This is a genomic window from Sulfuricystis multivorans (assembly GCF_003966565.1).
GTDB lineage: Bacteria > Pseudomonadota > Gammaproteobacteria > Burkholderiales > Rhodocyclaceae > Sulfuricystis > Sulfuricystis multivorans.
In genome coordinates, this window is the sequence record NZ_AP018718.1 from 211,066 (window position 1) to 234,107 (window position 23,042).

The 23,042-nt window shown below is 62.7% G+C and carries 27 protein-coding genes; 13 read left to right on the plus strand and 14 right to left on the minus strand.

Going from position 1 to position 23,042, the window contains the following annotated elements:
* Positions 1–26: 26 nt before the first annotated feature.
* The 9 genes from EL335_RS01015 to EL335_RS01055 form a co-directional block, all read right to left on the minus strand.
* On the minus strand, positions 27–1,076 hold the full coding sequence (locus EL335_RS01015; protein ID WP_126443829.1) for a caspase family protein: 1,050 nt from the start codon (positions 1,074–1,076) through the stop codon (positions 27–29).
* Between the two features lie 181 nt (positions 1,077–1,257).
* On the minus strand, positions 1,258–2,058 hold the full coding sequence (locus tag EL335_RS01020; protein ID WP_126443830.1) for an alpha/beta hydrolase: 801 nt from the start codon (positions 2,056–2,058) through the stop codon (positions 1,258–1,260).
* A 10-nt stretch (positions 2,059–2,068) separates the two neighbouring features.
* On the minus strand, positions 2,069–3,136 hold the full coding sequence (locus tag EL335_RS01025) for an autotransporter outer membrane beta-barrel domain-containing protein (protein WP_126443831.1): 1,068 nt from the start codon (positions 3,134–3,136) through the stop codon (positions 2,069–2,071).
* A gap of 42 nt (positions 3,137–3,178) precedes the next feature.
* On the minus strand, positions 3,179–3,844 hold the full coding sequence (locus EL335_RS01030) for a hypothetical protein (RefSeq protein ID WP_126443832.1): 666 nt from the start codon (positions 3,842–3,844) through the stop codon (positions 3,179–3,181).
* Positions 3,822–4,751, minus strand: coding sequence for a hypothetical protein (locus tag EL335_RS01035; RefSeq protein WP_126443833.1), 930 nt, complete (start codon positions 4,749–4,751; stop codon positions 3,822–3,824). The genes EL335_RS01030 and EL335_RS01035 overlap by 23 nt, the downstream gene beginning before the upstream one ends.
* A 7-nt stretch (positions 4,752–4,758) precedes the next feature.
* A complete protein-coding gene (locus EL335_RS01040) occupies positions 4,759–5,298 on the minus strand; it encodes a hypothetical protein (RefSeq protein WP_126443834.1) in 540 nt (179 codons plus the stop codon).
* 11 nt (positions 5,299–5,309) lie between these two features.
* Positions 5,310–5,687, minus strand: a complete 378-nt coding sequence (locus tag EL335_RS01045; RefSeq protein ID WP_126443835.1) for a hypothetical protein — start codon at positions 5,685–5,687, stop codon at positions 5,310–5,312.
* Between the two features lie 18 nt (positions 5,688–5,705).
* Positions 5,706–6,194 (minus strand): hypothetical protein, encoded by a 489-nt coding sequence (locus tag EL335_RS01050; RefSeq protein WP_126443836.1) that lies wholly within the window; start codon positions 6,192–6,194, stop codon positions 5,706–5,708.
* 21 nt (positions 6,195–6,215) lie between these two features.
* Entirely contained in the window at positions 6,216–7,754 is a 1,539-nt protein-coding gene (locus EL335_RS01055; RefSeq protein WP_172599985.1) for a DUF4384 domain-containing protein, read from the minus strand.
* Positions 7,755–7,984: 230 nt separating this feature from the next.
* Between EL335_RS01055 and EL335_RS01060 the strand changes: the two genes are divergently transcribed.
* The 5 genes from EL335_RS01060 (at position 7,985) to EL335_RS01080 (ending at position 10,431) form a co-directional block, all read left to right on the plus strand.
* Positions 7,985–8,476, plus strand: a complete 492-nt coding sequence (locus EL335_RS01060) for a hypothetical protein (protein WP_126443838.1) — start codon at positions 7,985–7,987, stop codon at positions 8,474–8,476.
* A gap of 160 nt (positions 8,477–8,636) precedes the next feature.
* Complete coding sequence (locus EL335_RS01065) at positions 8,637–8,924, plus strand: hypothetical protein (protein ID WP_126443839.1); 288 nt, start codon at positions 8,637–8,639, stop codon at positions 8,922–8,924.
* Positions 8,911–9,594, plus strand: a complete 684-nt coding sequence (locus EL335_RS01070; RefSeq protein ID WP_126443840.1) for an OmpA family protein — start codon at positions 8,911–8,913, stop codon at positions 9,592–9,594. The genes EL335_RS01065 and EL335_RS01070 overlap by 14 nt, the downstream gene beginning before the upstream one ends.
* 35 nt (positions 9,595–9,629) lie before the next feature.
* Positions 9,630–9,926: a hypothetical protein gene (locus EL335_RS01075; RefSeq protein WP_126443841.1), complete on the plus strand. Its 297-nt coding sequence runs from the start codon at positions 9,630–9,632 to the stop codon at positions 9,924–9,926.
* Between the two features lie 67 nt (positions 9,927–9,993).
* The gene (locus tag EL335_RS01080) at positions 9,994–10,431 is read left to right on the plus strand and encodes a RodZ family helix-turn-helix domain-containing protein (protein WP_126443842.1); all 438 of its coding nucleotides are present in this window, start codon (positions 9,994–9,996) and stop codon (positions 10,429–10,431) included.
* A gap of 1 nt (position 10,432) precedes the next feature.
* Here EL335_RS01080 and EL335_RS01085 read toward each other — a convergent pair whose 3' ends face one another.
* The 3 genes from EL335_RS01085 to EL335_RS01095 are packed head-to-tail and all read right to left on the minus strand — an operon-like array spanning position 10,433 to position 13,267.
* Positions 10,433–11,041, minus strand: coding sequence for a tetratricopeptide repeat protein (locus tag EL335_RS01085; protein ID WP_126443843.1), 609 nt, complete (start codon positions 11,039–11,041; stop codon positions 10,433–10,435).
* Positions 11,038–12,945: an adenylate/guanylate cyclase domain-containing protein gene (locus EL335_RS01090; protein ID WP_126443844.1), complete on the minus strand. Its 1,908-nt coding sequence runs from the start codon at positions 12,943–12,945 to the stop codon at positions 11,038–11,040. Before EL335_RS01090 ends, EL335_RS01085 begins: the two co-directional genes overlap by 4 nt.
* Positions 12,932–13,267 (minus strand): hypothetical protein, encoded by a 336-nt coding sequence (locus EL335_RS01095; protein WP_126443845.1) that lies wholly within the window; start codon positions 13,265–13,267, stop codon positions 12,932–12,934. The genes EL335_RS01090 and EL335_RS01095 overlap by 14 nt, the downstream gene beginning before the upstream one ends.
* Positions 13,268–13,417: 150 nt before the next feature.
* On the opposite strand from EL335_RS01095, the gene EL335_RS01100 reads away from it, so the two are divergent.
* The 5 genes from EL335_RS01100 (at position 13,418) to yacG (ending at position 16,819) form a co-directional block, all read left to right on the plus strand.
* Positions 13,418–14,782, plus strand: a complete 1,365-nt coding sequence (locus EL335_RS01100) for a TrpB-like pyridoxal phosphate-dependent enzyme (protein ID WP_126443846.1) — start codon at positions 13,418–13,420, stop codon at positions 14,780–14,782.
* Positions 14,783–14,790: 8 nt separating this feature from the next.
* On the plus strand, positions 14,791–14,943 hold the full coding sequence (locus EL335_RS14260) for a hypothetical protein (RefSeq protein WP_172599986.1): 153 nt from the start codon (positions 14,791–14,793) through the stop codon (positions 14,941–14,943).
* Positions 14,940–15,569 (plus strand): dephospho-CoA kinase, encoded by a 630-nt coding sequence (coaE, locus tag EL335_RS01105; protein WP_126443847.1) that lies wholly within the window; start codon positions 14,940–14,942, stop codon positions 15,567–15,569. The genes EL335_RS14260 and coaE overlap by 4 nt, the downstream gene beginning before the upstream one ends.
* A 294-nt stretch (positions 15,570–15,863) precedes the next feature.
* Positions 15,864–16,619 (plus strand): cell division protein ZapD, encoded by a 756-nt coding sequence (zapD, locus tag EL335_RS01110; RefSeq protein ID WP_126443848.1) that lies wholly within the window; start codon positions 15,864–15,866, stop codon positions 16,617–16,619.
* Positions 16,616–16,819, plus strand: a complete 204-nt coding sequence (gene yacG / locus EL335_RS01115) for a DNA gyrase inhibitor YacG (RefSeq protein ID WP_126443849.1) — start codon at positions 16,616–16,618, stop codon at positions 16,817–16,819. Before zapD ends, yacG begins: the two co-directional genes overlap by 4 nt.
* Here the strand turns inward: yacG and EL335_RS01120 are convergent.
* Positions 16,782–17,729: a Nudix family hydrolase gene (locus tag EL335_RS01120; RefSeq protein WP_284155395.1), complete on the minus strand. Its 948-nt coding sequence runs from the start codon at positions 17,727–17,729 to the stop codon at positions 16,782–16,784. The genes yacG and EL335_RS01120 overlap by 38 nt on opposite strands.
* Positions 17,726–18,571 (minus strand): ATP-binding protein, encoded by an 846-nt coding sequence (locus tag EL335_RS01125; protein ID WP_126443851.1) that lies wholly within the window; start codon positions 18,569–18,571, stop codon positions 17,726–17,728. The genes EL335_RS01120 and EL335_RS01125 overlap by 4 nt, the downstream gene beginning before the upstream one ends.
* A gap of 17 nt (positions 18,572–18,588) precedes the next feature.
* Between EL335_RS01125 and mltA the strand changes: the two genes are divergently transcribed.
* The 3 genes from mltA to EL335_RS01140 all read left to right on the plus strand — a co-directional run bounded on the left by mltA (position 18,589) and on the right by EL335_RS01140 (position 23,022).
* Positions 18,589–19,770 carry a murein transglycosylase A gene (gene mltA / locus EL335_RS01130; protein WP_172599987.1) on the plus strand — a complete coding sequence of 394 codons (1,182 nt, stop codon included), beginning with the start codon at positions 18,589–18,591 and terminating at the stop codon, positions 19,768–19,770.
* Positions 19,771–19,876: 106 nt separating this feature from the next.
* Positions 19,877–21,673, plus strand: coding sequence for a GGDEF domain-containing protein (locus EL335_RS01135; RefSeq protein ID WP_126447580.1), 1,797 nt, complete (start codon positions 19,877–19,879; stop codon positions 21,671–21,673).
* Between the two features lie 143 nt (positions 21,674–21,816).
* The gene (locus tag EL335_RS01140) at positions 21,817–23,022 is read left to right on the plus strand and encodes an ammonium transporter (protein ID WP_126443852.1); all 1,206 of its coding nucleotides are present in this window, start codon (positions 21,817–21,819) and stop codon (positions 23,020–23,022) included.
* Positions 23,023–23,042 lie beyond the last annotated feature (20 nt).

The following is a 23,042-nucleotide window of genomic DNA, read 5'->3' on the forward strand; positions in this document are numbered from 1 at the left end:
ATTCCTCGATGGGCAGGCAAAGAATGCTAACGCATTTCGGCGTGGAAGAGGTACTCGCCGCCCTCGACATGGCCGGCCGAGACCACCGCGCCGTATTGCGGTTTCTGCGGATATTCCTTCGTCACGCCGTGATGCACCTCGCGCCAGACCTCGAAGCCCGGCGTCAACCCACCTGCCGCCTCCAGCGTGCGCACCAGATTCCAGGCGAAGATCGAGTGACCCTCCTTGCCCTCGTCGGAAACCGGCTCTTCATCGCCGGAGGTGAGGACCAGCACCGAGCGGCGGCGCAGGATCTCCTCAGGCTTGGTCGTGCCTGGTGCGACGAATTTCTTCTCGCGGGCGAGCGTGCCGGAAAAGCAGGAATCGGAAACGAGGATGATCTGCCGCGCCGGGATCGCTGCCAGCAGCCGCGCGACATCGTCGTTGGATATCCAGCCCTTTGCAGTCTTCACCGAGGCATCGACGGGAATCCAGTAGCCCATCTTCGTGTCATCCATCTCGTAGCCGTGGCCGGCATAGAGGATCAGTACCGCGTCTTCCGGTTTCGCCTCGGCCGCCAAGTGGTTCAACGCAGAGACGATCACCTGCTTGCCCGCGTTTTTTAAGAGTTCTACGCGGTAGCCAAAGCGTCGTTCCAGCACCTGGCCGATGCGCGTGACATCGGCAAGCGGCGTCTCGAGCGGCGGGATCGGTGCTGTGTAGTCGTTGTTGCCGATCAACAGCGCCAGCCGCCTTGCAGGAACGACAGGCGCCGAACTCGGCGCTGGCGGGACGGCTTCTTTCATCGCCACCTCCGGGGTCGCTTGCATGGGTTCGGGCGGTGGCGCCGGCGGCAGCAGACATTCGCTGGCTTTGGGCTTGACGCCCGGCGCGCAGACCGGCACATCGGCCGCCTGTGGGTTCTTGCGCAGCTCTTCGAGCGCTTCGCGATAGAGCAGCGTGCGCGCCTGATGACGCTGCAAGGTCATGGCCTGGAATTGCGCGAAACCCGGCGGTCCGCCGATGAACATCGGCGGGAACTGGGCGAGCACGGACTGTGCCGCGAACAGGATCAGCAACAGTGCAAAACGCATCATTCTGAAGCCCTCAGTTGGGCGCGCCCGATGGTGCGTCCCGACGGGTGCAAAGCGGGCTCCCCTTCGCGGTGAGCGGTGAAGGAGAGGAAGCTTCTGATTTCCGAAGACATTTTTTACCTTGAGCAGCGGTCAACCGGGGCTCATCCTCCGCGGGTGGGCGTGGCGATCATGCGCGTTAGGATCATGGCAGCCTCCCGATCAGTCGTTGCGCCTCCTGAACCGGCCAGCAGGCATGGTCGGCTTGTGGCCAGAGTCGGTATTCTCCTCCTAACGCAGGCACAGCGGCGGCGATGACTGCGGGCGGCACGATCTCGTCACGGCCGCCGGCGACATGGATGGCGGGAATCGACAGCGCCGGCCCGCCCATCGGATCGAGCCCGGTCAGCGGCGAAATGTCGAGCCGGCGCGTCCAGGCTTCCACCGCCAGCGGGGCCATCAAAGTGACGACCGACGACACATCCTGCCGCCGCTGGGCAAGCAGCACGGCCAAAGTGCCGCCGCCGGAATGACCAACGAGTTTCAGACGGCTGGCGCCCGCGGTGCGTTTGAGTTCATCGAGCGCCCGATCGAGCGCGCTGACGATTTCGGGTGCAAAGCGGCGCAGCGTCCAGTGTTCCAGTCGGCAAGCATCGCTGCGCTCGAATTGGCAAGGCCGCGCAAGATAGGCAACGGGGCCGGCAAGCGCCTGGGCCAGCGCTGCCGCCTGGCTTGCCTCCGGCGTCGGATCGGCAGGCGGCCAGCGCGGGTTGAACCAGGCCGCGCCATCGCCTTCGATGATCACGGTCAGCGTCTTGCCTTCCCCTTTGCGCAGCCAGGCCAGCACGGGAAAGTCGGCGCTGGCAAGACGGCAGCGTGCAAAACCCGCCGCATTCAAGCCCGCATCGACGCGCGCGGCGCTGCCCGCCGGCAAGCCGCAGACGCAGCCGGCGAGGAGAAGAAAAGAAAAGGCCGCGAGCGCGCCCGCGGCCCTGGTGCGCTGCATCGGCCAGAAATCAGAAGCGCAGGCCGATGTTGGCGACCAGCTGATGCTGCTTCTGGTTCGAGCGGCTCTCTTCTTGCTGCCAGACGATACCGCCGGTCAGGCCACGGGAGACCGAGAGGAAGTTGACGCCCAGGCTCCATTGCCAGGCATCCTTGCCGATCGGATCCGCAGCCCCGGACAATGACGTGCTGCGATGGTCGTTTAAATAGCTCAGGCCGATGTAGGGCATGGCGCCACCCATCCACCAGGCCGCCTGCGCACCCAGGTGCCAACGGTCGATCTTGTTGGTCGCGCCGGTGCTATTCAGCGTCGTGCCATTGAGCTTGGCCTCGTCGTATTTTTCCTCGCCGTGCATGTAGCCAAGCTTGCCGGAGAGCTGGGTATTGCCCATCCATCTAGAGTAGTTGAGATTGATCCCGGCGAACCAGCGGTCGGCATCGGCCTTGACATTGCCGGTCTGCGACAGCTCGCCCTGACCGAAACCGAGCGAGGCATCAAGCGCGAGCTCCTTGGAAATGGAGTAACCGACATAAGGCGCGATCATGTAGCCCTTGTTGGTCAATGCGTTCTGCATCAAGCCGTTGGCATAGCTGTCGCCGGACGAGCGGTCGATCGCTGCCGATACGCCAGCGACGAACCGCGAGGAAAGCGCATAATCACCACCGATCACCGTGTTGAGCGAATCGGTGCTCAGTCGGATATTGCTGCCGGCCAGCGGTCGGAAATACTCTTGCCTGGTGCGTGCGTCATTCAAGTTACCCCAGATATTCCAAGGCTTACCGGGCGTGGCGGCCGCCGCGCCGGTCGAAAGGCCGGCGACTTCCGTCGGGGGCGAGGCCAGAAAGCGATTGATGAGCGCCGTGGAGATGGCGGAAATCTGAGCGAACGAGGTTTGAGTAATCGAGACTGCCGCATTTTGCTGGCTCGCCCCGAAGCATTCCGGGTGATATTGAGGCGCATCGGGCCAGATACCATTGGCGTAATCCGACAACACGATATCACATGGTGTGGCCATGGCCCCGGCGCTGGCCAAAGTGGCCGCGGCGAAAACCGCGCTTTTGAGCATTGCTCTTTTCATCGAATTTCTCCCATGCATGACAAAAAACCAGCTTGATTCAGGCTATCGCGCTTCGCGGGCGTTCTTCAAGGCTTTTCGGTAGAGCGCCACGAGCAGCTTGGCCTCGTTGTAGCGGGGATACGACAGCTCGAGATCGCCCAAGGCAGCTTCTACGGCATCGAAGGCTTTCATCTCGAAGAGGGCGGACAGGCGATACATCTCGGGCGAAAGATCGCCGGCAGCGGATTCCATCTGCAAACGCCGGTAGGCCTCGTCGACCTTGGCGATCGCCTCGGGGGTCGCGAGGGCGCGCAGGCGTGTGGCGCCGGCGCGGCCTTGGGCCAACAAGATTGGCGTCTTGGCAATCTGCTTGACGAGGTAGGGAGCCAAGGTCTTCACCTGGGGCGCGGACAAAGCGGCGGACTTGCCCTCGCCCGGGCCGATTTCGAGCCGGCCACTGCCTTGCCAGGCTTCCTGGCGACCGGTGAGGAAGAACACTATGGTGAGCCTTGCTTGATCGAGGACGATCGCATCGCCGGCTTCGAGACGTTCGAAAGCTTCCAGCGGGCGTTTCTCGTTTCCTTTGACGAGCGCGGCCTTGCCTTCCAAGGCAGTCACCAACGCGCCGCGGTCCTCCTGGGCAGCAGCTGTCAGCAAGAAAAGCGACAGCAACGCAGCCAAACCATACTTCGCGACAACGGGGAAATCAACGCTTGGCCAGCAACGCATCGGGATATCCTTTCAAAAATGCCTGGCGTATTGCCTCCAGCTCCGCCTCGGTGAGATTCGCCATCTTGGCATTGAAGGCGCGCGGATCGGGCGTATGGAGCAGATAGGCCTGGGCTTCGTTGATCATCAATTCTTCATTGTCCGGATCGTAGCCGGATTGGGTCAAAAAGGTGCGCAGCGCGGCGCGCTGGCGCTTGGAAAGCGTTTCATGCCAGAACTTCTGGCACCAGTCGCGATAGAGTGGATTGGTGTAATACTCGGCATGACTGAGCTCATGCATCAGGATGGTCCGGCGCGCCAGGGCCGACACCGCCGGCTTACCACCACCGGTTTTCTCCTGGGGAATCGACAGGATTACCGCATTGGGTCGCATCGCCTGCAGAAAGCCGAAGCGTTCGCGGATCAGCCCTTGTTCGAGCAGAAAAGCTCGCAACGCGCGCTCCTCTTGGTTCAGCGCGATGCCGCCGTATTCGGCGAGATTGAAGAAGACGACCAGTTCATGGACGAGAAAGTCGTTGCCGAAGGCGAAAGTGAGCTCGGTCTTGCCGAGCGAGCGGATGAATTGCGCCAGTTCCTGATCGTCGAGCACGCGTGCGCGTCCGACGCCGATGCGCTCGATGAGTGCGACGATGCGATTGAACATGCGTCCCTGTTGCGCCAGTGTCGGGAAATCGATCACGAACACGGGCTGCCGGGCTGGATAGGCGAAGACCCGGACGGTTTCGCTCTTCGTGGCGAGGATGGTTTCATACGTGCCCGGTTCCGGTGCGGGCAGACCCTCGAATCCGTCATCCGCAACCGCGATTTGCAGGCCGATGAACAGCGCGAGGACGGAAAATGCGCGAGCGATCAGTCCAGTCACCGCCACGCCAAATGCGAAGGATCTGGTGTCAGCGAAGCGCGCCATTGCGCAATCAAGGGCGACGATAGGCATCCTGGCTGAAGCGGTGCGCGCGTTCGATCAAGTAGCTGGCGTTATCGCGGTTGCTCGGGTGGCTTGAGCCGGGTGCTAAGGGCGGATAGGGCCAGACGCTCCAGGCAGGAGAGTACATGATGCCCGACACCGAAGAGGTCGGGCCGAAATAGAGGGCAAGGCCGTTCTCACGCCGATAGAGATTCTGACTCATCGCATGAGCGCGGGCGAGGTTGTAGCTTGCGATATCCAGACTGCTGGGATTGCCGGGGCGGTTGAAGCCCGGCGGCGTGGGCGGCGGATAGGGTGGCATCGTCCCTGGCGCACGCCAGATCAGCGGCGGGGGATTGACGAACACTGGCGCCGGGGGCAGGATCGCCTGGCCTCGCGCCTCGGGGCTCGTAAAGACGAGAAAGTGCAGGAACGGGTGCTCGTAGACGAGCTCCTGCGGTGGGACCGTCTTGTCGGCGATGATCAGCTCGGCTTGAGCGGCATTGCTGGCGAGAGCACTCAAGAGTACGAGAACCCGCAACGATTTCATCGCGGCATCCTTCAGTCGTTGCTGGTCACAGCGATGTTCTTGCCGTTGCGCTCGATCTTGTAGATCTTGCCGGTCTTGGGCGATTTGTAGGTTTTGACGCCCGGCGGGATTTCCTTGCCGTCGATCCACAGCTTGCCGTTGATGATCGTCACGCCCTCGATATTCGCGCCCGGTGCGATGCTGCCAGTCGATGAACCGACTTCGTTGTGGGAGCCGACCGAAACCTGGCTGCCGGCGCCGACGCGCACATCACCGCCGGTGCCTTGAACGCTGACCGAGCCGTCGGCGCCGACCCGTACATCCTGTCCTCCGGCCGAGATGCTGATTTGCGCTTGGACCGTTGCTGCGGCCAGGGTAGCCAGCGCCGCAAGCCATGCTGCTTTTTTCATGTTCCATCTCCTGTCGCATCACTTGCAGATAGTAACGCCGCTCCTATTGCCCTGGATGACCGTATGTCCTTGCGTCGTGCCCTCGATGCCGCCGACGGTATTCTCGGTATTGCAGCGGTTGGTGGCCTTGGGAGCGGGCGATGCGGTCCACGCACGCGCCTTTTCGCGCGATTGGGTGGCTTCCGAAGGTGGCGGGCCGCCTTTGATGATCAGAGTCGGTGCTGGCGGCGCGGCATCCTCGTCGAGATAACCGCGTGCCTCGCGCACACGCTCGCTGGCAGGAGCGATCGGTTCGCCCTCGATGTGAATGGAAGGCAGATCTGGCGTTCGCCCACTCCTGATGCGCGCCTCGTCGAGCACCCGCCCGCGTAGCTCGTCGTGACGCAGATTCTCCGGCTGCGGCAAGGACTGTGCCTTCTCGCGCGCCGGATCGACGATGATGATCTCGCCGCTCCAGGCCGGACTGGCCAACCAGACCGCGATGCCAGCCGCAACGTGCAAACGCACGATCATTCTCCTCGGTCCACGTCATCGCACGGTGATTTCGAGTTTGGCTTCGGCGACGTTCGGGTTGGATTTGCGGAAGGCCGTCGCGATTTCTTCGAGCGAAGCCACTTTCAGCGGCGTCAGGTCCGCCGCCTTCAGATTCGCCGGCAACGGCAGATCGCGATCGCTGGCATAGCAGACGATCTGCTCGTGACCCGGCTGGTCGAAGCGAATCTTGAACGGCGAGCCTTCCGGCGGCAGCGACATCGGCCGGCCGCCGCGCACGAAGGAATCCGGATTGAAGCGGTTCGGAAAGATGCGCGCGATCACCCCGGTGTTGTCACGGTAGTAACAATAAAGAATGCCGTCGGAGGATAGCTGGACACGCGCCTGTAGAAATTCTTTTGGCTTGTAGGTCGGGCGCGGGCCGCGATCGGTGTCGAGCTTGACGGACAGTGGCCCACCGGCAGCAGCCGGGCGCGGCGCGGCACTCACCACCGGCGCGGTCGGGCCGGCGGTCGGATCGGCCGCCGGCGGCTGGTCGGCGTCGAGCAGCGCGTAATAGAGATCGAAATTGATGCGACCGTCGGCGATCAGGCCATTTTCCGCCTGGTACTTGCCGATTGCGGCGGAGAGCTCCTTCGAGACGATGCCATTGATCGGTCCGGAATAGTAGTTCATCCCGGCGAGCTTGCGCTGCACCAGTTTGACACGTTCCTCGGGCTTCATGCCGTCATACCACTCGCGTGCCTGCTCGATCATCACCGGGTTGGTCTTGTCGATTTCCAGGCACTTCCAGTAAGGCGTGCCGGTCAGTTTGCCGATGAGCTCGATCATGCCCAGCTCGATCAGCGCGCGCACACCGGAGCCCAAGCCTTCAGACTTGTTGAGCGACATGTTGAACGAGAATCCGACCTTGCCGATCTTGCCGCCCAGATCGCCCCCCTTGCCGGTACGCGTGACCACCAGCGAGTTGCTGGCATTGATGCCGGGCAGGATCATCCTCGATGTGGTCTCGCCGACATTCATGTCGATCGAAACGACCGAGGAGACTTGGTCACGCGAAACCCCCAGATCGAGGAAGGGCAGCGCGATACCGGCACCTTGCTGGGCGTCGATCGCGTTTTCATCGAGCTGGGTGATCGCGCCGCGTATGTAATAGTTCGGCAGTTTGTGCTGGAAGGCGCCGGCCGCCTGCATGTCCTGGAACAGCGCGAGCAGATCGGAACGCTCCGTGTCATAGTCGATGAAAGTCAGCGCCTTGCTCTTGATCGACATCTTCGAGGCGGCAGTGATCAGCATCTCCTTGGTGCCAGCCATGACTTTGCCGGTGGAGTCCGGAATGCCGGCCGTGGTGATCACGATGTCGCGCTTGCCGTAGGCGAGCAGCAGATCGTCCATGCAACGCAAGGCAGGCGTGAAATTGGTCACCGTCTTCGCGGCCGGTGTCTTCACCGAAGTGGCGACCGTCGCGGTTTCCGGCTTGGGGGGATCGGCGACACACCCCCCTATTCCCACCACCAATGCCAGCAAGGCGAACAACGGTGAAGAGGCCGACAATCTGTCTTCTTTCAACTTCATTTCACTCTCCGCGCTAAGGAATTGATTTGGCATTGCTTCGGCAGTACCTCTACGCCCGAGTCAACAATCTTGTTCTCTCCGGCGCCTTCCATTTTCTACATTAGCCGTTTAATCTTATGCAATGTTGATCCATGTCAACTCATGGCGAGAGACGTTGGCCTTCAATGCAAAACGAAAGGATGTCAACCTGTGAGTATGCAACGGCGTTTTCCTCCTGCAAGGAGAGTGCGATGAAACGTGCTGTTTTGTGTTTGACAGTGTGCTTGCCTTTTCTGGCCTGGGCGCAGACGCAAGGTGGGGTCGTGCGTGGCAATACCCAGATCAATGCCGTGGCGGGCGCCCAGACCTCGGTTGCCGTCGGCGCCCGCAACAAGGCGCAGAGCACCGTCGGTGCAGTGAAGGGCAGCACGGGTGGCAGCACCGAGATCAATGCGGTGGCCGGCGCGCAGACGACGGTCGCTGCGGGGGTGGGCAACAAGGCGCAGAGCAACATCGGTGTGGCGCAGAACACCGCGGGCAAGACACAGATCAATGCCGCGGTCGGTAACATGACGACGATCGCTACCGGCGCGGGCAACACTGCGAAGACCAATGTCGGTGTCGTCAAAGGCGGGAAAGGGAATGTCACGGTCGGGGTCGGCAACGTCACCAACGTCGTCGGCGGCGCCGGCCAGAAGGGCTGCATCAACATCGGCACCAAGGGCGTCGATGGCTGCAATTAGCAGGCCGTTGAAAAACGTCACGAGGATGGCCAGATGCAAGGCGTTTGGTGCGCAGCGACCGAGACATATCAATAAGATAGGCGAGGGAGCGAGCACCGCGCAACGCCGCAGATGGCCACCGCAGTAGATTTTCAACAGCCTGTTAGAGAGGAGAGAGAAGATGAACCATCGTAATCTCGCTTGGCTTTTGGCATTGCTGGCCGTGCCTGCCTGGGCCTTCAATGAAGGCACACACCTCAATCCGCGTGGCCAATCGAAAGTCAACAAGGCGATTGCGAAAGGCTATCAGCAAAGTGGCGCCGAGGCGATGCAAAAGCAGCAGACACAAGTCAATATCGGCAGCAAGAGAGCCGGTACCTGCACGATGAACGTCGGTGCGACGCAGGGCGGCAAGGATTCGAAGGAAACCATCGTGACGGCGAAGGAGATCATCAATGTCTGCAAATGAACCGCGCTCCCGTTTCCCTAAAATGAAAAACGCGCTCGTCGTGATCGTTGCCTGTTTGTTCTCATCCGTTGCCGCAGCCGATGTGACGGTCTATGAAAAGGCGCCCACGCCCGAAGAGCTGCAGCAGAAACTTCTTGGGGGCGGCAAGGCCGAGCAGAAAAAATTCAAGACTCGCGCGATCGTTTTCGGTGATTCCGCACCTACCGAAGCGGCGCCCGCACCGCAGCAAGCGGTAGCGCCTTCTCCAGCGCCTCAGGCGATGCCGACGCAGGCGCCCGCGATGGCGACTGCCGCACCTCAGCCGGCGGCTGCCGCGCAATCTGTGCAGGCCTCTGACGATGCGATCGCGTTTCCGATCCAGTTCAAGGTCAATAGCGCGCAGATCCTGCCCGAATCCATTCCTTTCCTGCAGTCGATCGCCGGTTTGATGCAGAAGGATCCGAGCATCCGCCTGCTCGTCGAGGGACATACCGATATCTCGGGCAGCTATCAGCGCAACATGACGCTCTCGCGCGAGCGCGCGTATTCCGTGACCAACTATCTCATCGACCATTTCGGCATCGATCCGTCGCGTCTGATGCCCGTTGGCAAGGGCCCGATGGAGCCATTGCCGGGTCGTGAGCCCACCGATCCCAAAAACCGCAGGGTGCAGTTCCGCATCCTCGGTTGAGGGTTTTTCCCACCACTTCTATGAAGGAGATCGCCATGAAGAAACTCGTGCTTGCAACCATCCTGTCTGCCGCTTCCGCGCTTGCCTTTGCCGCTGATGCGGGCAAGACAGAAATCAAGGGCAATACCAACATCAACGCGGTGGCCGGCCAGCAGACCGCCGTTGCCGTAGGCAAGGGCAATACCGCCAAGAACACCGTCGGCGCGATCAAGGGCGGCACCACCATCAAGGGCAACACCAACATCAACGCGGTGGCCGGCAAGCAGACTGCCGTTGCCGTTGGCAAGGGCAACAAGGCCGAAAACACCGTCGGTCAGATCGGCGGCAAGTAATCTGCGTTGAAGTCGATACGGCGCTCGCCCGCGCGGCCGGCGCCGTTTTTTCTTTGGGAGCACCCCGATGGCGAGATTCGCGCTGTGCAAGCTGGCTTTCCCACTGATGACGATTTTGGCCAATCATCCCATCCTGGCCGAGGAGGCGCCTGTCATGTTATTGGCCGCATCGCGATCGCACGAGCGCGCGGCCAATAGTGCCGGCATGGTTCAGGAGACGCCCGTGCCACGCTCCAGTCACCCCCGCGGTTTCACGAGTGATGCGCCGTTGCCGCCGCTGACCGCCCCCAATGCCAAGGCCCCTGCTGGCGGTACGGCAGCTTCGAATCCTTACCCGACCACGCCTGCTGTGGCGACACCCAGGGGAGCGCAGCAATCGAGCAGGGGTGGAGTCAATATCACCGGCAATACCCGACTCGACGCGCGCTCGCAAGGGGCGACCGCCACGGCCGTCGGACAACAGAACGCGGCAGGCAACCGCGTCGGCGCGATCGGCGGCAAGTGAATCAGTCGAGCAACTTGCCCAGGCGCGCCCTGAGCAGCTCCGGCCGTTCCACGAATTGCCGCGCCAATGAACGCGCCGCTTCGTTTTCTCCCTTGTTGCGTAAATTCTGTTGCGCCGCTTCGGAGCCTCCTTGCGCCGCCATCATTTGCAATGCAAGTCCCAGCTCGGGGTCGGCTTCGATGCCTTCCCCGATCGACAACAAGGCACCGAGGTTGTTGAGCGCTTCCGGGTGCCCCTGGAGCGCCGCCTTTGCCCACCAGCGGAGTGCCTGGCGCACGTCCCGTTGCGTACCACGCCCCAGGTAATAGAGGCTGCCGAGCTTGTACTGGCCGCCGGCGTGACCGGCTTGTGCCGCGCGCGAGAACCAGCGGAACGACTCGCGGTCGTTGCGCGCCACTCCCGCCTGGTCATAGAAATACAACCGGCCCAGCCAATAGGCCGCATCAGGATCGCCCTGGCGCGCTGCTGGCAGGAGCAGCCGCAATGCCTTGTGACCATCGCCGGCATCGATCAGGCGTCGGGCGGAAGCGATGCGCGCGTCCTGCCCATCTGCCGCATTCGCGCCCAGAGCAACGAGTAAGGCGAGCGCGCCCAGCCAAGATCGCTTCATCGTTTCGCCTCCTCTTCCTTGGGCGGCCAAAGTTCGACCACCTCGATTTCAGCCTGCTTGCCCTTCACCGACAGGCGATGGCGCTTGCCGAAATGAAAAGCCTCGGGGTGCGTAATCGCCGCTAGCGTCGCGGCGCTGGTGAGGATCGGACAGCCGACGACTTTCGTCATCCCTTCGAGACGCGAGGCGGTATTGACGGTGTCACCGACCGCCGTGTATTCCATGCGGCGCGACGAGCCGATGTTGCCGATCACCGCCGGGCCGCTGTGAATGCCGATGCCGATTGCGAAATGCGGCAGATTGCGATTCGGGAAACGCGCCTGGACCCAGTGCGAAAACTCGCGCGCCGTGGCAAGCAGTTTCAAAGCGGCACGCAATGCCCGTTCGGCGTGATCGGCCTGCACCAAGGGCGCGCCGAATTCGGCCATCACCGCGTCGCCGATGAATTTGTCGATGGTTGCCTCCTCGGCGAGCAATGCCGCACAGGCGCGTTCGAAATATTCGTTGAGCAGCTCGACGACTTCCTCTGGCTCGAGCCGCTCAGACAACGTCGTGAAATCACGGATGTCCGAAAAAAGCACCGTGACTTCGCGCCGTTGCCCGCCCAGCCCCGGCATCTCGGGATGCTCGAGCAGGGTTTGCATCACCGAGGGCGAAACATAACGGCCGAAGAGCGCCGAGAGGTGCCGCTTTTCGCGCTCGGCACGTGAGAATTTGGCTAAGCCGGCCAGGAGTAGCGCGGGGACCAGGCTCAGCTGCATCTGGGCGGCCGGTATGTCCCAATCGTCCAAGAATGCGCGATAGGCGCCCCAAGCGACGAGCAAGCACCAGAGCAACCCCACTGCCCCCGCCGGTAGAAAACCGTAACGCAAGAGGACATAGACACTCCCCCAGGCCACGAAGAACACCGTGAGCATCGCCAGCGTTGCCGGTAGCGAGCGCACATGGCGCTCTGCCAGCAGGGTTTCGACGATGTTGGCCTGGATCTCGGGACCGGGCATCATCCGGTCGACGGCACCGAAGGTATTCGAGTAGGGCGTCGGATGCACGTCGTTCATGCCGGCGTAACCGGCGCCGACGATCACCACCTTGTCGCGCAAGGCTTGGATTTCCGGACGCTTGTGAGCCTCCGGCGCCAGCAGCGTGGCAAACGAAATGGTCGGAAAACTGCCCGGCGGGCCGGCGAAAACGATGCGGCGGCGCTCGCCCGGCAGATCGGTCTTGCCGGCTTGCCGCGCCGCCAGCGCCGCCAGTGTAGCCTCTGGCAGACCGGCCTGGCGCATCTCGTCACCGATCGGCAGTCGGCTGCGAAAGTGGCGCACGACGCTGTCGGCATCGAGTGTCAAATTCGCCAGGCCGACATGCGCGGCGACATCTTGTTCCGGCAGGGAAAGCAGATAATCTGGACTGGGTAGGATGAAATCGTCGGTCGAAGCGCCTTCGCCGACGAGATAACCGGCCAGCACGATCCGGCCGCCATTCAAGGCGCTGCGAAACCCGCGATCGTATTGGCGCACCGCTGCCGTATCGCCAGCGCCGAGTTTGGCCAGCCATGTCTCCGGGCTGCCGGAAAAGATGAAATCGAGCACGACGACACGCGCCTTGACCACCCGCAGCGTATCGATCGCTCGCGCGAACAAGGGCGTCCAAAAAATCAACGGGGTGTCGGCGTTTTTGGCGAGAGAGGCATCGTCGATGATCACCAACGCGGCATGACTGGGCTCGAAGCGCTTGCCGGCCAGGCGATGCCAGGCATCGAGATAAAAATTTTCCAGTCGATCGGCCCAGCCTGCTTTGAGCGAGACGAAACAGATCCCCATGGCGACGAGGGCGATGGACAAAGCCAGCAACGGCGGGCGGGCAAGCAGCGTTTTCACACCGGAGGCCGCCTCAATACGGCGCATACGCGCAGATGCGTTTCAAGCAGAACAGGTAATCGTAGCCGCGGCGCTGGCAGTCCTTCATGCATTTTGGATCGGCGATGGTTGGTAGCGGCTGCCTGGGTGTGTTGGGCTGCAGCTCTTCGAAGGCTGGGTTCTTCGGCAAGCCCGGCTGATCGAGCATGCCGCCTTGATTGGGGGGAGAACTCGTGGCGCACACGCCGAGACAGTAATTGCGGTCATACCCTTGGCCGAGACAGCCTTGCATGCAGTTGAAATCCTGTCCCGCCCACGCGCTCCAGGACGAGAAAAACAACCCGGCCATCCACACCCACGGGTAGTTCATGACATTGCCTCCCATTGCGTTGCTTGCGAAGCCAAGTATGCAACTATTTCAGCCCCGCGTGGGACGAGGTCGGGGTAGCCTCTTGACTGCACGCGTCGATGAAGTATGGTTCCAGGATTTTCGACGACGCTTGAAGGGAGGGAAAACATCATGGCTCGAACGCGCATCATCCTCGACGAATCCGAAATTCCGACGCATTGGTACAACGTCGCCGCCGATCTGCCGAGTCCGCCGGCCCCGCCCTTGGGCCCCGACGGTCAGCCGGTCACGCCAGACAAGATGCTGGCGATCTTTCCGGGGCCCATCCTCGAACAGGAAATGAGCGCCGAGCGCTGGATTCCGATTCCCGATGAGGTGCGCAAGATCTACGCGCTGTGGCGCCCCAGCCCCTTGTATCGCGCTGAGCGGCTGGAAGCGATGCTCGGCACGCCGGCGAAGATCTTCTACAAGTATGAAGGCGTCTCGCCGGCGGGCTCGCACAAGCCCAATTCCGCGGTCGCGCAAGCCTATCTGAACAAGATCGCCGGCACGCAGCGGCTGGTGACCGAGACCGGCGCAGGCCAGTGGGGCTCGTCATTGGCGCTGGCCGGCCAGATGTTCGGCCTGCCGGTGCGCATCTTCATGGTCAAGGTAAGTTACGAACAGAAACCCTATCGGCGTCTGATGATGCAGACCTGGGGCGGCGAGGTGGTAGCCAGTCCGACCAATCTGACCCGCGCCGGCCGCGACATCCTGGAGAGAGATCCGGACAACCCCGGTAGCCTCGGCATCGCGATCTCGGAGGCGGTCGAGGAGGCGGTGACCGTGCCCGGCACCAAGTATGCGCTGGGCTCCGTGCTCAATCACGTGATCCTGCATCAGACCGTGATCGGATTGGAAGCGAAAAAGCAGTTCGAGAAGATCGGCCTCTACCCCGACATGATCTTCGCGCCCTGCGGCGGCGGCTCGAACTTCGGCGGCGCGGCCTTTCCCTTCCTCGCCGACAAGGTGGCGGGCGACAAGCGCGCCGAGAAGCTACGTTGTGTCGCGGTCGAGCCGGCCTCGTGTCCGACGCTGACCAAAGGTGTCTATGCCTACGACTTCGGCGATGCGACCGGCTACACGCCGCTGATGAAGATGTACACGCTCGGCCACGACTTCATGCCGCCGGGTATCCACGCCGGCGGTTTGCGCTACCACGGCGACAGCCCGCTGGTCTCGCAGCTCTATCACGAAAAGCTCATCGAGGCGATCGCCGTGCCGCAGGTGGCGACCTTCGAGGCCGGCGTGATGTTCGCGCGCGCCGAGGGCATCATCCCGGCGCCCGAATCCTGCCACGGCATCCGCGCGACCATCGACGAGGCGCTACGCTGCAAACAGACCGGCGAGCCGAAGGTGCTGTTCTTCAACCTCTCCGGTCACGGCCATTTCGACATGAGCGCCTACGAGAGCTACTTCGCCGGCAAGCTCGAGGACTTCGAGTATCCGGCCGAGGCGATCCAGGCTTCGCTCGCCCATTTGCCAAAAATCGACTAATCTTGGCCATGCGCCTTGCTTTCCTGATCCTGCTGTTCGCGAACATCGTGCTGTTCCTTTGGGGCCAGGGCTATGCCGGCAGCCAGGAGGCCGGACGCGAGCCGGCGCGGCTTATGCAGCAGCTGGCGCCCGAGAAGCTTTCCGTCGCCAAGCGGGAATGAGCTTCGTCGTCGGTCTCACCGGCGGCATCGGCAGCGGCAAGAGCGCGGCTGCCGAGCGTTTCGCCGCGCGCGGGGTTCCGATCGTCGATACCGACGCGATCGCCCGCGCGCTGACCGCGCCGGGCGGCGCCGCGATCGCGCCGATCCGTGCGGCATTCGGCGATGCAGTGTTGACGAGCGATGGCGCGCTCGACCGCGCCGCGATGCGCCGTTGGGTATTCGCCGACCCAAACGCGCGCAAACGGCTCGAAGCGATCCTGCATCCGATGATCCGCGCCGAAAGCGAGGCGCATGTGAGCCGTTGTGCCAATGCCGAATATCTCATCCTCGTGGTGCCGCTGCTCATCGAAGCGGGGGATTTCCGCTCGCGCGTCGATCGTATCTGCGTCGTCGATTGTCCGGAGGAAATCCAGATCGCGCGTGTGATGGCCAGAAGCGGTTTGTCGCGCGAGGAGGTGCAAGCGATCATCGCGGCGCAGGCAAGCCGCGTGGCACGTCTTACTGCCGCGGACGATGTCATCGACAACTCACGGGGACTTGCCGAGCTCGATGCCCAGGTCGCCTCATTGCACGAAAAATACCGGTTGATGGCGAGAGCGCGTCAGGAATCGTCGCGAACTCCATGATTGCGGGCACTTTCTGCCCGAGTTCAACCCAGATTGTCCATTGGAACGCGAGCGGGTATCAAAAGGCGAGGGCGAGCAGGTTTGCGTTACCGCGACGAGCCAATAGCGGTGCCTGGCGATACGCGGGGGCGCAAAGATGCCGCCCGCAGCCCGAAAACCGCCGCGTAGGGCGTTGAAATGATCGTATCGGATGCTCATGGTGAATCAGCCCGCTCTCAATGGACAATCTGGGTTCAAGTTGAGATTTGGGGATATTTCGGTCAGAATTCGAAGAATTCAGCCACGAGCCGCCGCGTGATCACCTACGATTACCCCTTGAACGAGCGCATCCGCACCTTGCTGCGACTCGAGGATCTGTTCGACCGCACCGTTCATTTCATGCGCTCGGACGATCCTGAGTCCCACCATGTGGCATTGGTCACGCTGTTCGACATCTTCGAGGTGGTCAGCCGCGCCGATCTGAAGATCGATCTGGTCCAGGAGCTCGAACGCCAGCGTCAGACGCTGCTTTCCTTCCGCAACAACCCGGACATTTCCGAAGAGGCGTTGAATGGCGCCCTCTATGAAATCGAGCAGGCCTCGACGGCGCTCTTGGCGATGCAGGGCAAGACCGGCCAGCACCTGCGCGAGAACGAATGGCTGATGAGCATCAAGAACCGCAGCGGCATTCCTGGCGGCGTCTGCGAATTCGATCTGCCCGCCTACCACTATTGGCTCAACCGCGACCCGGGGCAGCGCCGCAGTGATCTGGAAGGCTGGGTGGGGCCGCTGTTGCCGCTGCGCGATGGTCTGGGCATCGTGCTACGCCTGTTGCGCGCTTCGGGCCATCCGGAGCAGCAGTGCGCGGTGCGCGGTTCCTTTCAGCTGATGCTCTCTGGGCGTACCGCCCAGCTCATCCGCCTGCGCGTGCCGAAGAGTCAGGCCGCCGTGCCAGAGATCAGCGCCAACAAATATGCGCTCAACATCCGCTTCACGGTGCCCGATACCGAAATGCGCCCGCGTCAGACCGAGACCGACATCTTTTTCGAGCTGACCTTCTGCAATCTGTGACGCAAGCCCGCATCGTCAACTGCCCACAATGCGGCAAGCCAGTGCCCTGGGGGCCGCAAAGCCCCTTCCGGCCGTTCTGTTCGGAACGCTGCAAGAAGATCGACCTCGGCGCCTGGGCGAACGACGAATACCGCATTCCGGGCACGGCGCCGCCCGACGACTTCAGCGCGCCGGAGCCGGACGCCACGCCGCGCGGATAGCGGCGATGCCCTGAGCGCCGAGGGCCTGCGCCGCCGGCAGATCGGCGGGTGAGAGGCCGCCAATCGCATACACCGGCAGCGGAAGATCGCTGATCAGCGCCGCGAAATGCTCCCAGCCGATGCCGGCATCATCGGGATGGCTCGCCGTCGGCAACACTGGCCCGGCCACGGCGAAGTCGAGCCCGAGACGCGCGGCGTGTTCCAACTCGCGCCGGTCGTGACAGGATGCGGCGACGAGCGGGAAAGGCGGGCGATAGGACATTGCCATGAGCTGGCGTGCAGGCAAATGAAGACCATCGGCGCCGCTCGCGCGGGCGAGCTGGGCGTCGCCATTGACCAGCACGCGCGCGCCGTATTGCCGGCAACGCGCCACTGCCGCGGCGACGAAGGATTCGCGCTGCATTTCCGGCAGGGCGTTTTCTCTGAGCTGGACGAGCTTCAATCCTCGCTCGAGCGCGGCATCGAGGCGGGAAAGCTGTTCCGCCGTGCCGATCTGCCATGCATGGGTGATGCCATACATCTCCGGCAGCGCAAGCGCGGCGAGCACCGGCGCGTTGGCCGGCAGCATGGGCGCCACGGTCGTCGCGCCGGGATGCTGCCATTCGAGCGCGGCATGGACATGATCGCGCAACTCGCCGCGCCACTGTGTCACCCGGAAGAAATAGAGCCGCACGTGGGCATGTTCATAGACATGCTCGCGCACGATCCAGGGCGTGGCCGCGATGACCTCGATGCCGAGCTCCTCGGCGAGCTCGCGCATCAGTGCTTCGCGCGGCGTCTCACCCGCTTCGACCTTGCCGCCGGGAAACTCCCAGTAGCCCGGATAGAAGGTATTGGCGCTACGCCGGCCGAGCAGGAAGCTGCCGTCTTCGCGGAGGACGACCGCGGCGGCGACGCGCGTGATCTTCACTTGATCCTGCCGGCATAGTCGCGCGCGAACTGCCAGGCGACGCGGCCGGAACGGCTGCCGCGTTGCAAGGCCCATTGCAGCGCTTCCTGCCGTGCCGCCAGCGCCGACTTTTCATCGACGCCGAACTGGCGCAGCCAATGCACGCAGATGGCCAGGTAAGCATCCTGGTCGAACGGATAGAACGACAGCCACAGGCCGAAGCGCTCGGAAAGCGAGATTTTTTCCTCGGTGGTCTCGCCGGGATGGATTTCGCCCTCCGGGCCACGGGTCGCCTCGAGGTTTTCGCTCATCCGTTCGGGCATCAGATGGCGGCGGTTCGAGGTGGCGTAGATCAGCAGATTTTCGGGCGCGCCGGCGATCGAGCCGTCGAGCGCGCTCTTCAAAGCCTTGTAGCCGGGTTCCGACGCGTCGAACGACAAGTCGTCGCAGAAAACGACGAAGCGTTCGGGACGGCCGGCGATGAGCTCGATGATCTCCGGCAGATCGACGAGATCGTCGCGATCGACCTCGATCAGCCGCAGGCCGCGCCTGGCATATTTGGCGAGTACGCCTTTGACGAGCGAGGATTTCCCGGTGCCGCGCGCCCCAGTCAAGAGCACGTTGTTCGCCGGCCGGCCGGCGACGAACTGGCGCGTGTTGCGGTCGATCGCCGCCTTTTGTTCATCGACGCCCTTCAAGTCGGCCAGTCGAATCATGTGCGGATGAGGCACGGGCATGAGGCGGCCGCGCCAACGGTAGGCGATGGCCGACCAGTCGGGCGGGGCGGGGGGCGGTGGCAAAAGGTTTTCGGCGCGCTCGACGAGGCTTTCGAGACGGCGGATGAGGGCTTCGAGTCCTTGCATCGGGTAAGCTTCCGGTCGTGAAGCTTTGGAATTTAGCACTTCTCGTCTGGCTTGCCGGTTGTGCCATCGCCCCAGCGCCAACCACCTGCCCGCCCTGCCCGGGCGTCGTGACGCCTGCGCCGGCCGAAAAACCGCTGCAGCCGGCGAATTGGGCCGAGCTGCCGGGCTGGGAGGGCGAGGATCACGCTGCGGTGCTGGCGCTCTTCAAGGCCCAGTGTGTGACGCTCGCCAAACGGCCCTTGTGGCTATCGACCTGCGAGTCGGCTCAGAAAGTCGGCGCTGGAATGACGGCACCCGGCGCAGCGAAAGCCTGGTTCGAGGCGAACTTCCGCCCGTGGGCGCTCGTCAATCCGGACGGTTCGCGCGAAGGACTGATCACCGGTTATTACGAGCCGGTCGTGCGCGGCAGCCGCACGAAAAAGGCGCCGTATCTGACTCCGGTGTTCGGCCCGCCGGAGGATCTGATCATCGTCGATCTTTCCAGCCTCTACCCGGAGCTGAAGAACCTGCGGTTGCGCGGCCGGCTCGAGGGCCGGCGGCTGATTCCGTATTTCAGCCGCGCCGAATGGGCGGCGGAAGAGGACAAACGCGCCGACCGGGCGCTGATGTGGGTCGATGACCCGATCGACTTTTTCTTCCTGCAAATCCAAGGATCGGGGCAGGTCGTGCTCGACGATGGCAGCCGAGTCAGGATCGGCTATGCCGACCAGAACGGCCATCCCTATCGCTCGATTGGCCGCTGGCTGATCGAGCAGAATGAGCTCAAACCCCACGAAGCCTCGATGCAAGGGATCAAGGCTTGGGCCGAACGGCATCCCGAGCGGCTGCGCGAATTGCTCGAGGTCAATCCGAGCCTCATCTTCTTCCGCGAGCTGCCCATCGATGGCAGCGGCCCGCCGGGCGAAATCGGGAAAGGCCCTCCTGGGGCCCTGGGCGTGCCGCTCACACCCGAGCGCAGCATTGCCGTCGATCCGCGCTTCATCCCATTGGGCGCACCGGTCTGGTTGGCGACGACGCGCCCGAATGACCTGGAGACGCTCGCCCGGCTGATGCTGGCACAGGATACCGGCGGGGCGATCCGCGGCCCGGTGCGCGCCGATTTCTTCTGGGGCAGCGGGCCGGAGGCGGGCTCGCTGGCCGGCAGGATGCGCCAGAAAGGCAAGATGTGGGTAATGCTGCCTCGCTGGTACGAACCCTAACGAAAGGCATAGAATCCGGTCTGAGTCGAAGGGAGGAAGGATTCTGAACAAACTGAAGCACAAAGCCACGCTGTTCTTCGTCGTCATCCTAGCCTTGCTGGTCGTGATGCTGACGGCGCTGTCGGCTTTCAGTTACCGCCGCTTTTCGCTCTACATGGCCGAGCGGCATGCGCGCTCGGTGGCCGAAACCATCAAGGTCGGGCTCACCGAGAGCATGATCAACGGCACGATCGACAAGCGCCAGCAGTTCCTTTCCCGCGTGGCGAGCGTGCCCGGCGTCCTCGAGGTGCGCGTGGTCCGCGGCAAGGCGGTCATCGATCAGTTCGGGCAAGGGCTGGCGGCAGAAACCTCCCGCAGCGATGACATCGAACGGGCATTCGCCACGGGGAAGGAGATCGTCGAGGTCGTCGCTGCCGACGATGGGCCGATCTTCCATGCCGTCATTCCCTACATCGCCAATGACCAAGGCATCCCGAACTGCCTGCAATGTCATGCCGTGACCAACGGCACGGTCCTCGGCGCGGTGAGCATCGACATCGCCCTCAAAGAAGTCCGTCACGAAGGCCTCTTCGCCGTTGCCTTCGTCAGCCTGATCGTTTTCCTCGCTGCGCTGCTCTCCCTTTATCTGTTGCGACGCATGTTGAATCCACTCTCGGAAACCGCCGAGGCGGTGCGCAATGTCACCTCCCAGGCGGTCGGCGGCAACTTTTCCGGCCGCATCCGTCAGACGAGCACCGACGAGGTCGGCGAGATCGCCAGCAACATCGACAAGCTGATGGATTTCCTGGAGCGGGAAATCACGAGGATCCAGTCGCGCGTCAGCCAGCTCATCGGTCAGCGTTGCGATCAGGGGGGCAATCAGCTGGTGCTGACCACCGAGATGGTCGACAGCCTCGTCGAAGCATCGCAGTTCAAACAGGCGATCGAGGAAGACCAGACCAAGCATGAGATCTACCGGCGTTTGGGCGATGTCCTCGAGCGCAAGTTCGACATCAAACGCTACTCGATCTACGAGATCGCCAACAGCAAGAACCGCATGACGCCGATGCTCGTCGATGGCGAGATGGGGGCGAGCTGCCGCTGGTGTGATCCGCAGATCCTCGTCGATGCGAGCTTCTGCCGTGCCAAGCGCACCGGCCACGAGGTCGATGCCATCGCCCAGCCGGGCTTATGCACGATGTTCCGCCCGGGTGCGGAAGGGGATACGCACATCTGCCTGCCGATGATCCAGTCCGGCATGGCTGGCTGCGTGGTACAGATCGTCGTCACCAGAGAGGAGGCCGAATTGACGCGCCTGATGGTGCCGTTCATCGCTGTCTATCTGCGCGAAGCCGGCCCGGTGCTCGAAGCCAAGCGGCTGATGGAGCATCTGCGCGAAAATGCGCTGCGCGATGCGATGACTGGGCTTTACAACCGCCGCTTCCTCGAAGAATACGTCAGCGCCCTGGTGGCGGGCAGTCAGCGCCGGAAGAGCCCGTTCTCCGTCTTGATGCTCGATCTCGATTTCTTCAAGCAGGTCAACGATACGCACGGCCACGAGGCCGGCGACAAGGTGATCAAGACGCTTGCCGACATCCTGGTGCGCAACGTGCGCAGCTCCGACATGGCGGTGCGCTACGGCGGCGAGGAGTTTCTGGTCCTGCTGCTCGACACCGGCGCGGAAGACGCCCTGAAGGTCGCCGAGAAGATCCGCGCCGAGGTCGAGGCCACCAAGATCCCATTGCCCGGCGGCATGTTGCAGAAAACCATCTCGATCGGCGTAGCCGAATATCCAGGCGATTCGGATACCTTCTGGCAGGTGGTCAAATTCGCCGACGTCGCGCTTTACAAAGCCAAGACCACTGGGCGCAACAAGGTGGTGCGTTTCACGTCCGACATGTGGGATTCTGACGCCCACTACTGAGATCGCACCATTCAAGTGCAATCTGCGCACGCAAATGGTGCAATGTCTGAGCGATATCAATATAACTCATTGATGTATAGGTAATTAATCTATGGAACGCTTGTTGCTTCTGCTGTGCTCGTTTGTGACTTCGGGGCACTCAAATGGAGCAATTCAAGACTTCCGCAGACGTATTGTTCATCCTGCTCGGCGCGATCATGATCCTGGCGATGCACGCCGGCTTCGCCTTCCTCGAGCTCGGCACCGTGCGGCGCAAGAACCAGGTCAATGCGCTGGTCAAGATCCTGTGCGATTTCTCGGTGTCGACGCTAGCTTATTTCTTCATCGGCTACGGCATTGCCTACGGCGTGCATTTCTTTTCCGGTGCGGAAACGCTGATGGCCAGAAACGGCTACGATCTCGTCAAGTTCTTCTTCCTGCTCACCTTCGCGGCGGCGATCCCGGCGATCGTCTCGGGCGGCATTGCCGAACGCGCCAGATTCACCCCCCAACTGGCCGCCACCTTCCTGCTGGTGGGCTTCGTTTATCCTTTCTTCGAGGGCATCGCCTGGAATCAGGCCTTCGGCATCCAGTCTTGGCTTACGGCGACGTTCGGCGCGGAATTCCACGACTTCGCCGGCTCGGTGGTGGTGCATGCGGTCGGCGGCTGGATCGGACTCGCTGCAGTGCTGATGCTCGGCGCGCGGCGCGGCCGCTATCACAAGGATGGTGGCATCGCCGGCGTGCATCCACCCTCCAGCATTCCCTTCCTCGCCCTAGGCGCCTGGATCCTGATCGTCGGCTGGTTCGGCTTCAACGTGATGAGCGCGCAGACGCTGGAAAAAGTTTCCGGCCTCGTCGCGATGAATTCCCTGATGGCGATGGTGGGGGGGACGCTGGTCGCGCTGGTCGTCGGCAGGAACGACCCGGGCTTCGTGCATAACGGCCCGCTCGCCGGTCTGGTGGCCGTCTGTGCCGGTTCAGATCTGATGCACCCGCTCGGCGCCCTGATCACCGGCGGCATCGCCGGCGCCCTGTTCGTCGTGATGTTTACGATCACGCAGAATCGCTGGAAGGTCGATGACGTGCTGGGTGTGTGGCCCTTGCATGGCCTGTGCGGCGCCTGGGGTGGGCTTGCCGCGGGCATCTTCGGCGCACAGGCGCTCGGCGGCCTGGGCGGCGTAGCCTTGATGAGCCAGATCATCGGCACGCTGCTCGGCGTGGCGATCGCCTTTGGCGGCGGGCTTGCCGTCTATGGCGTTCTCAAGAAGACCGTCGGCATCCGTCTCGATGCCGAAGAAGAATTCGAGGGGGCGGACCTTTCGATCCACAAGGTCTCGGCGAGTGCCGAACGCGACACGCTCTGGTAAGACCTCCAGCTGGCAGAAAC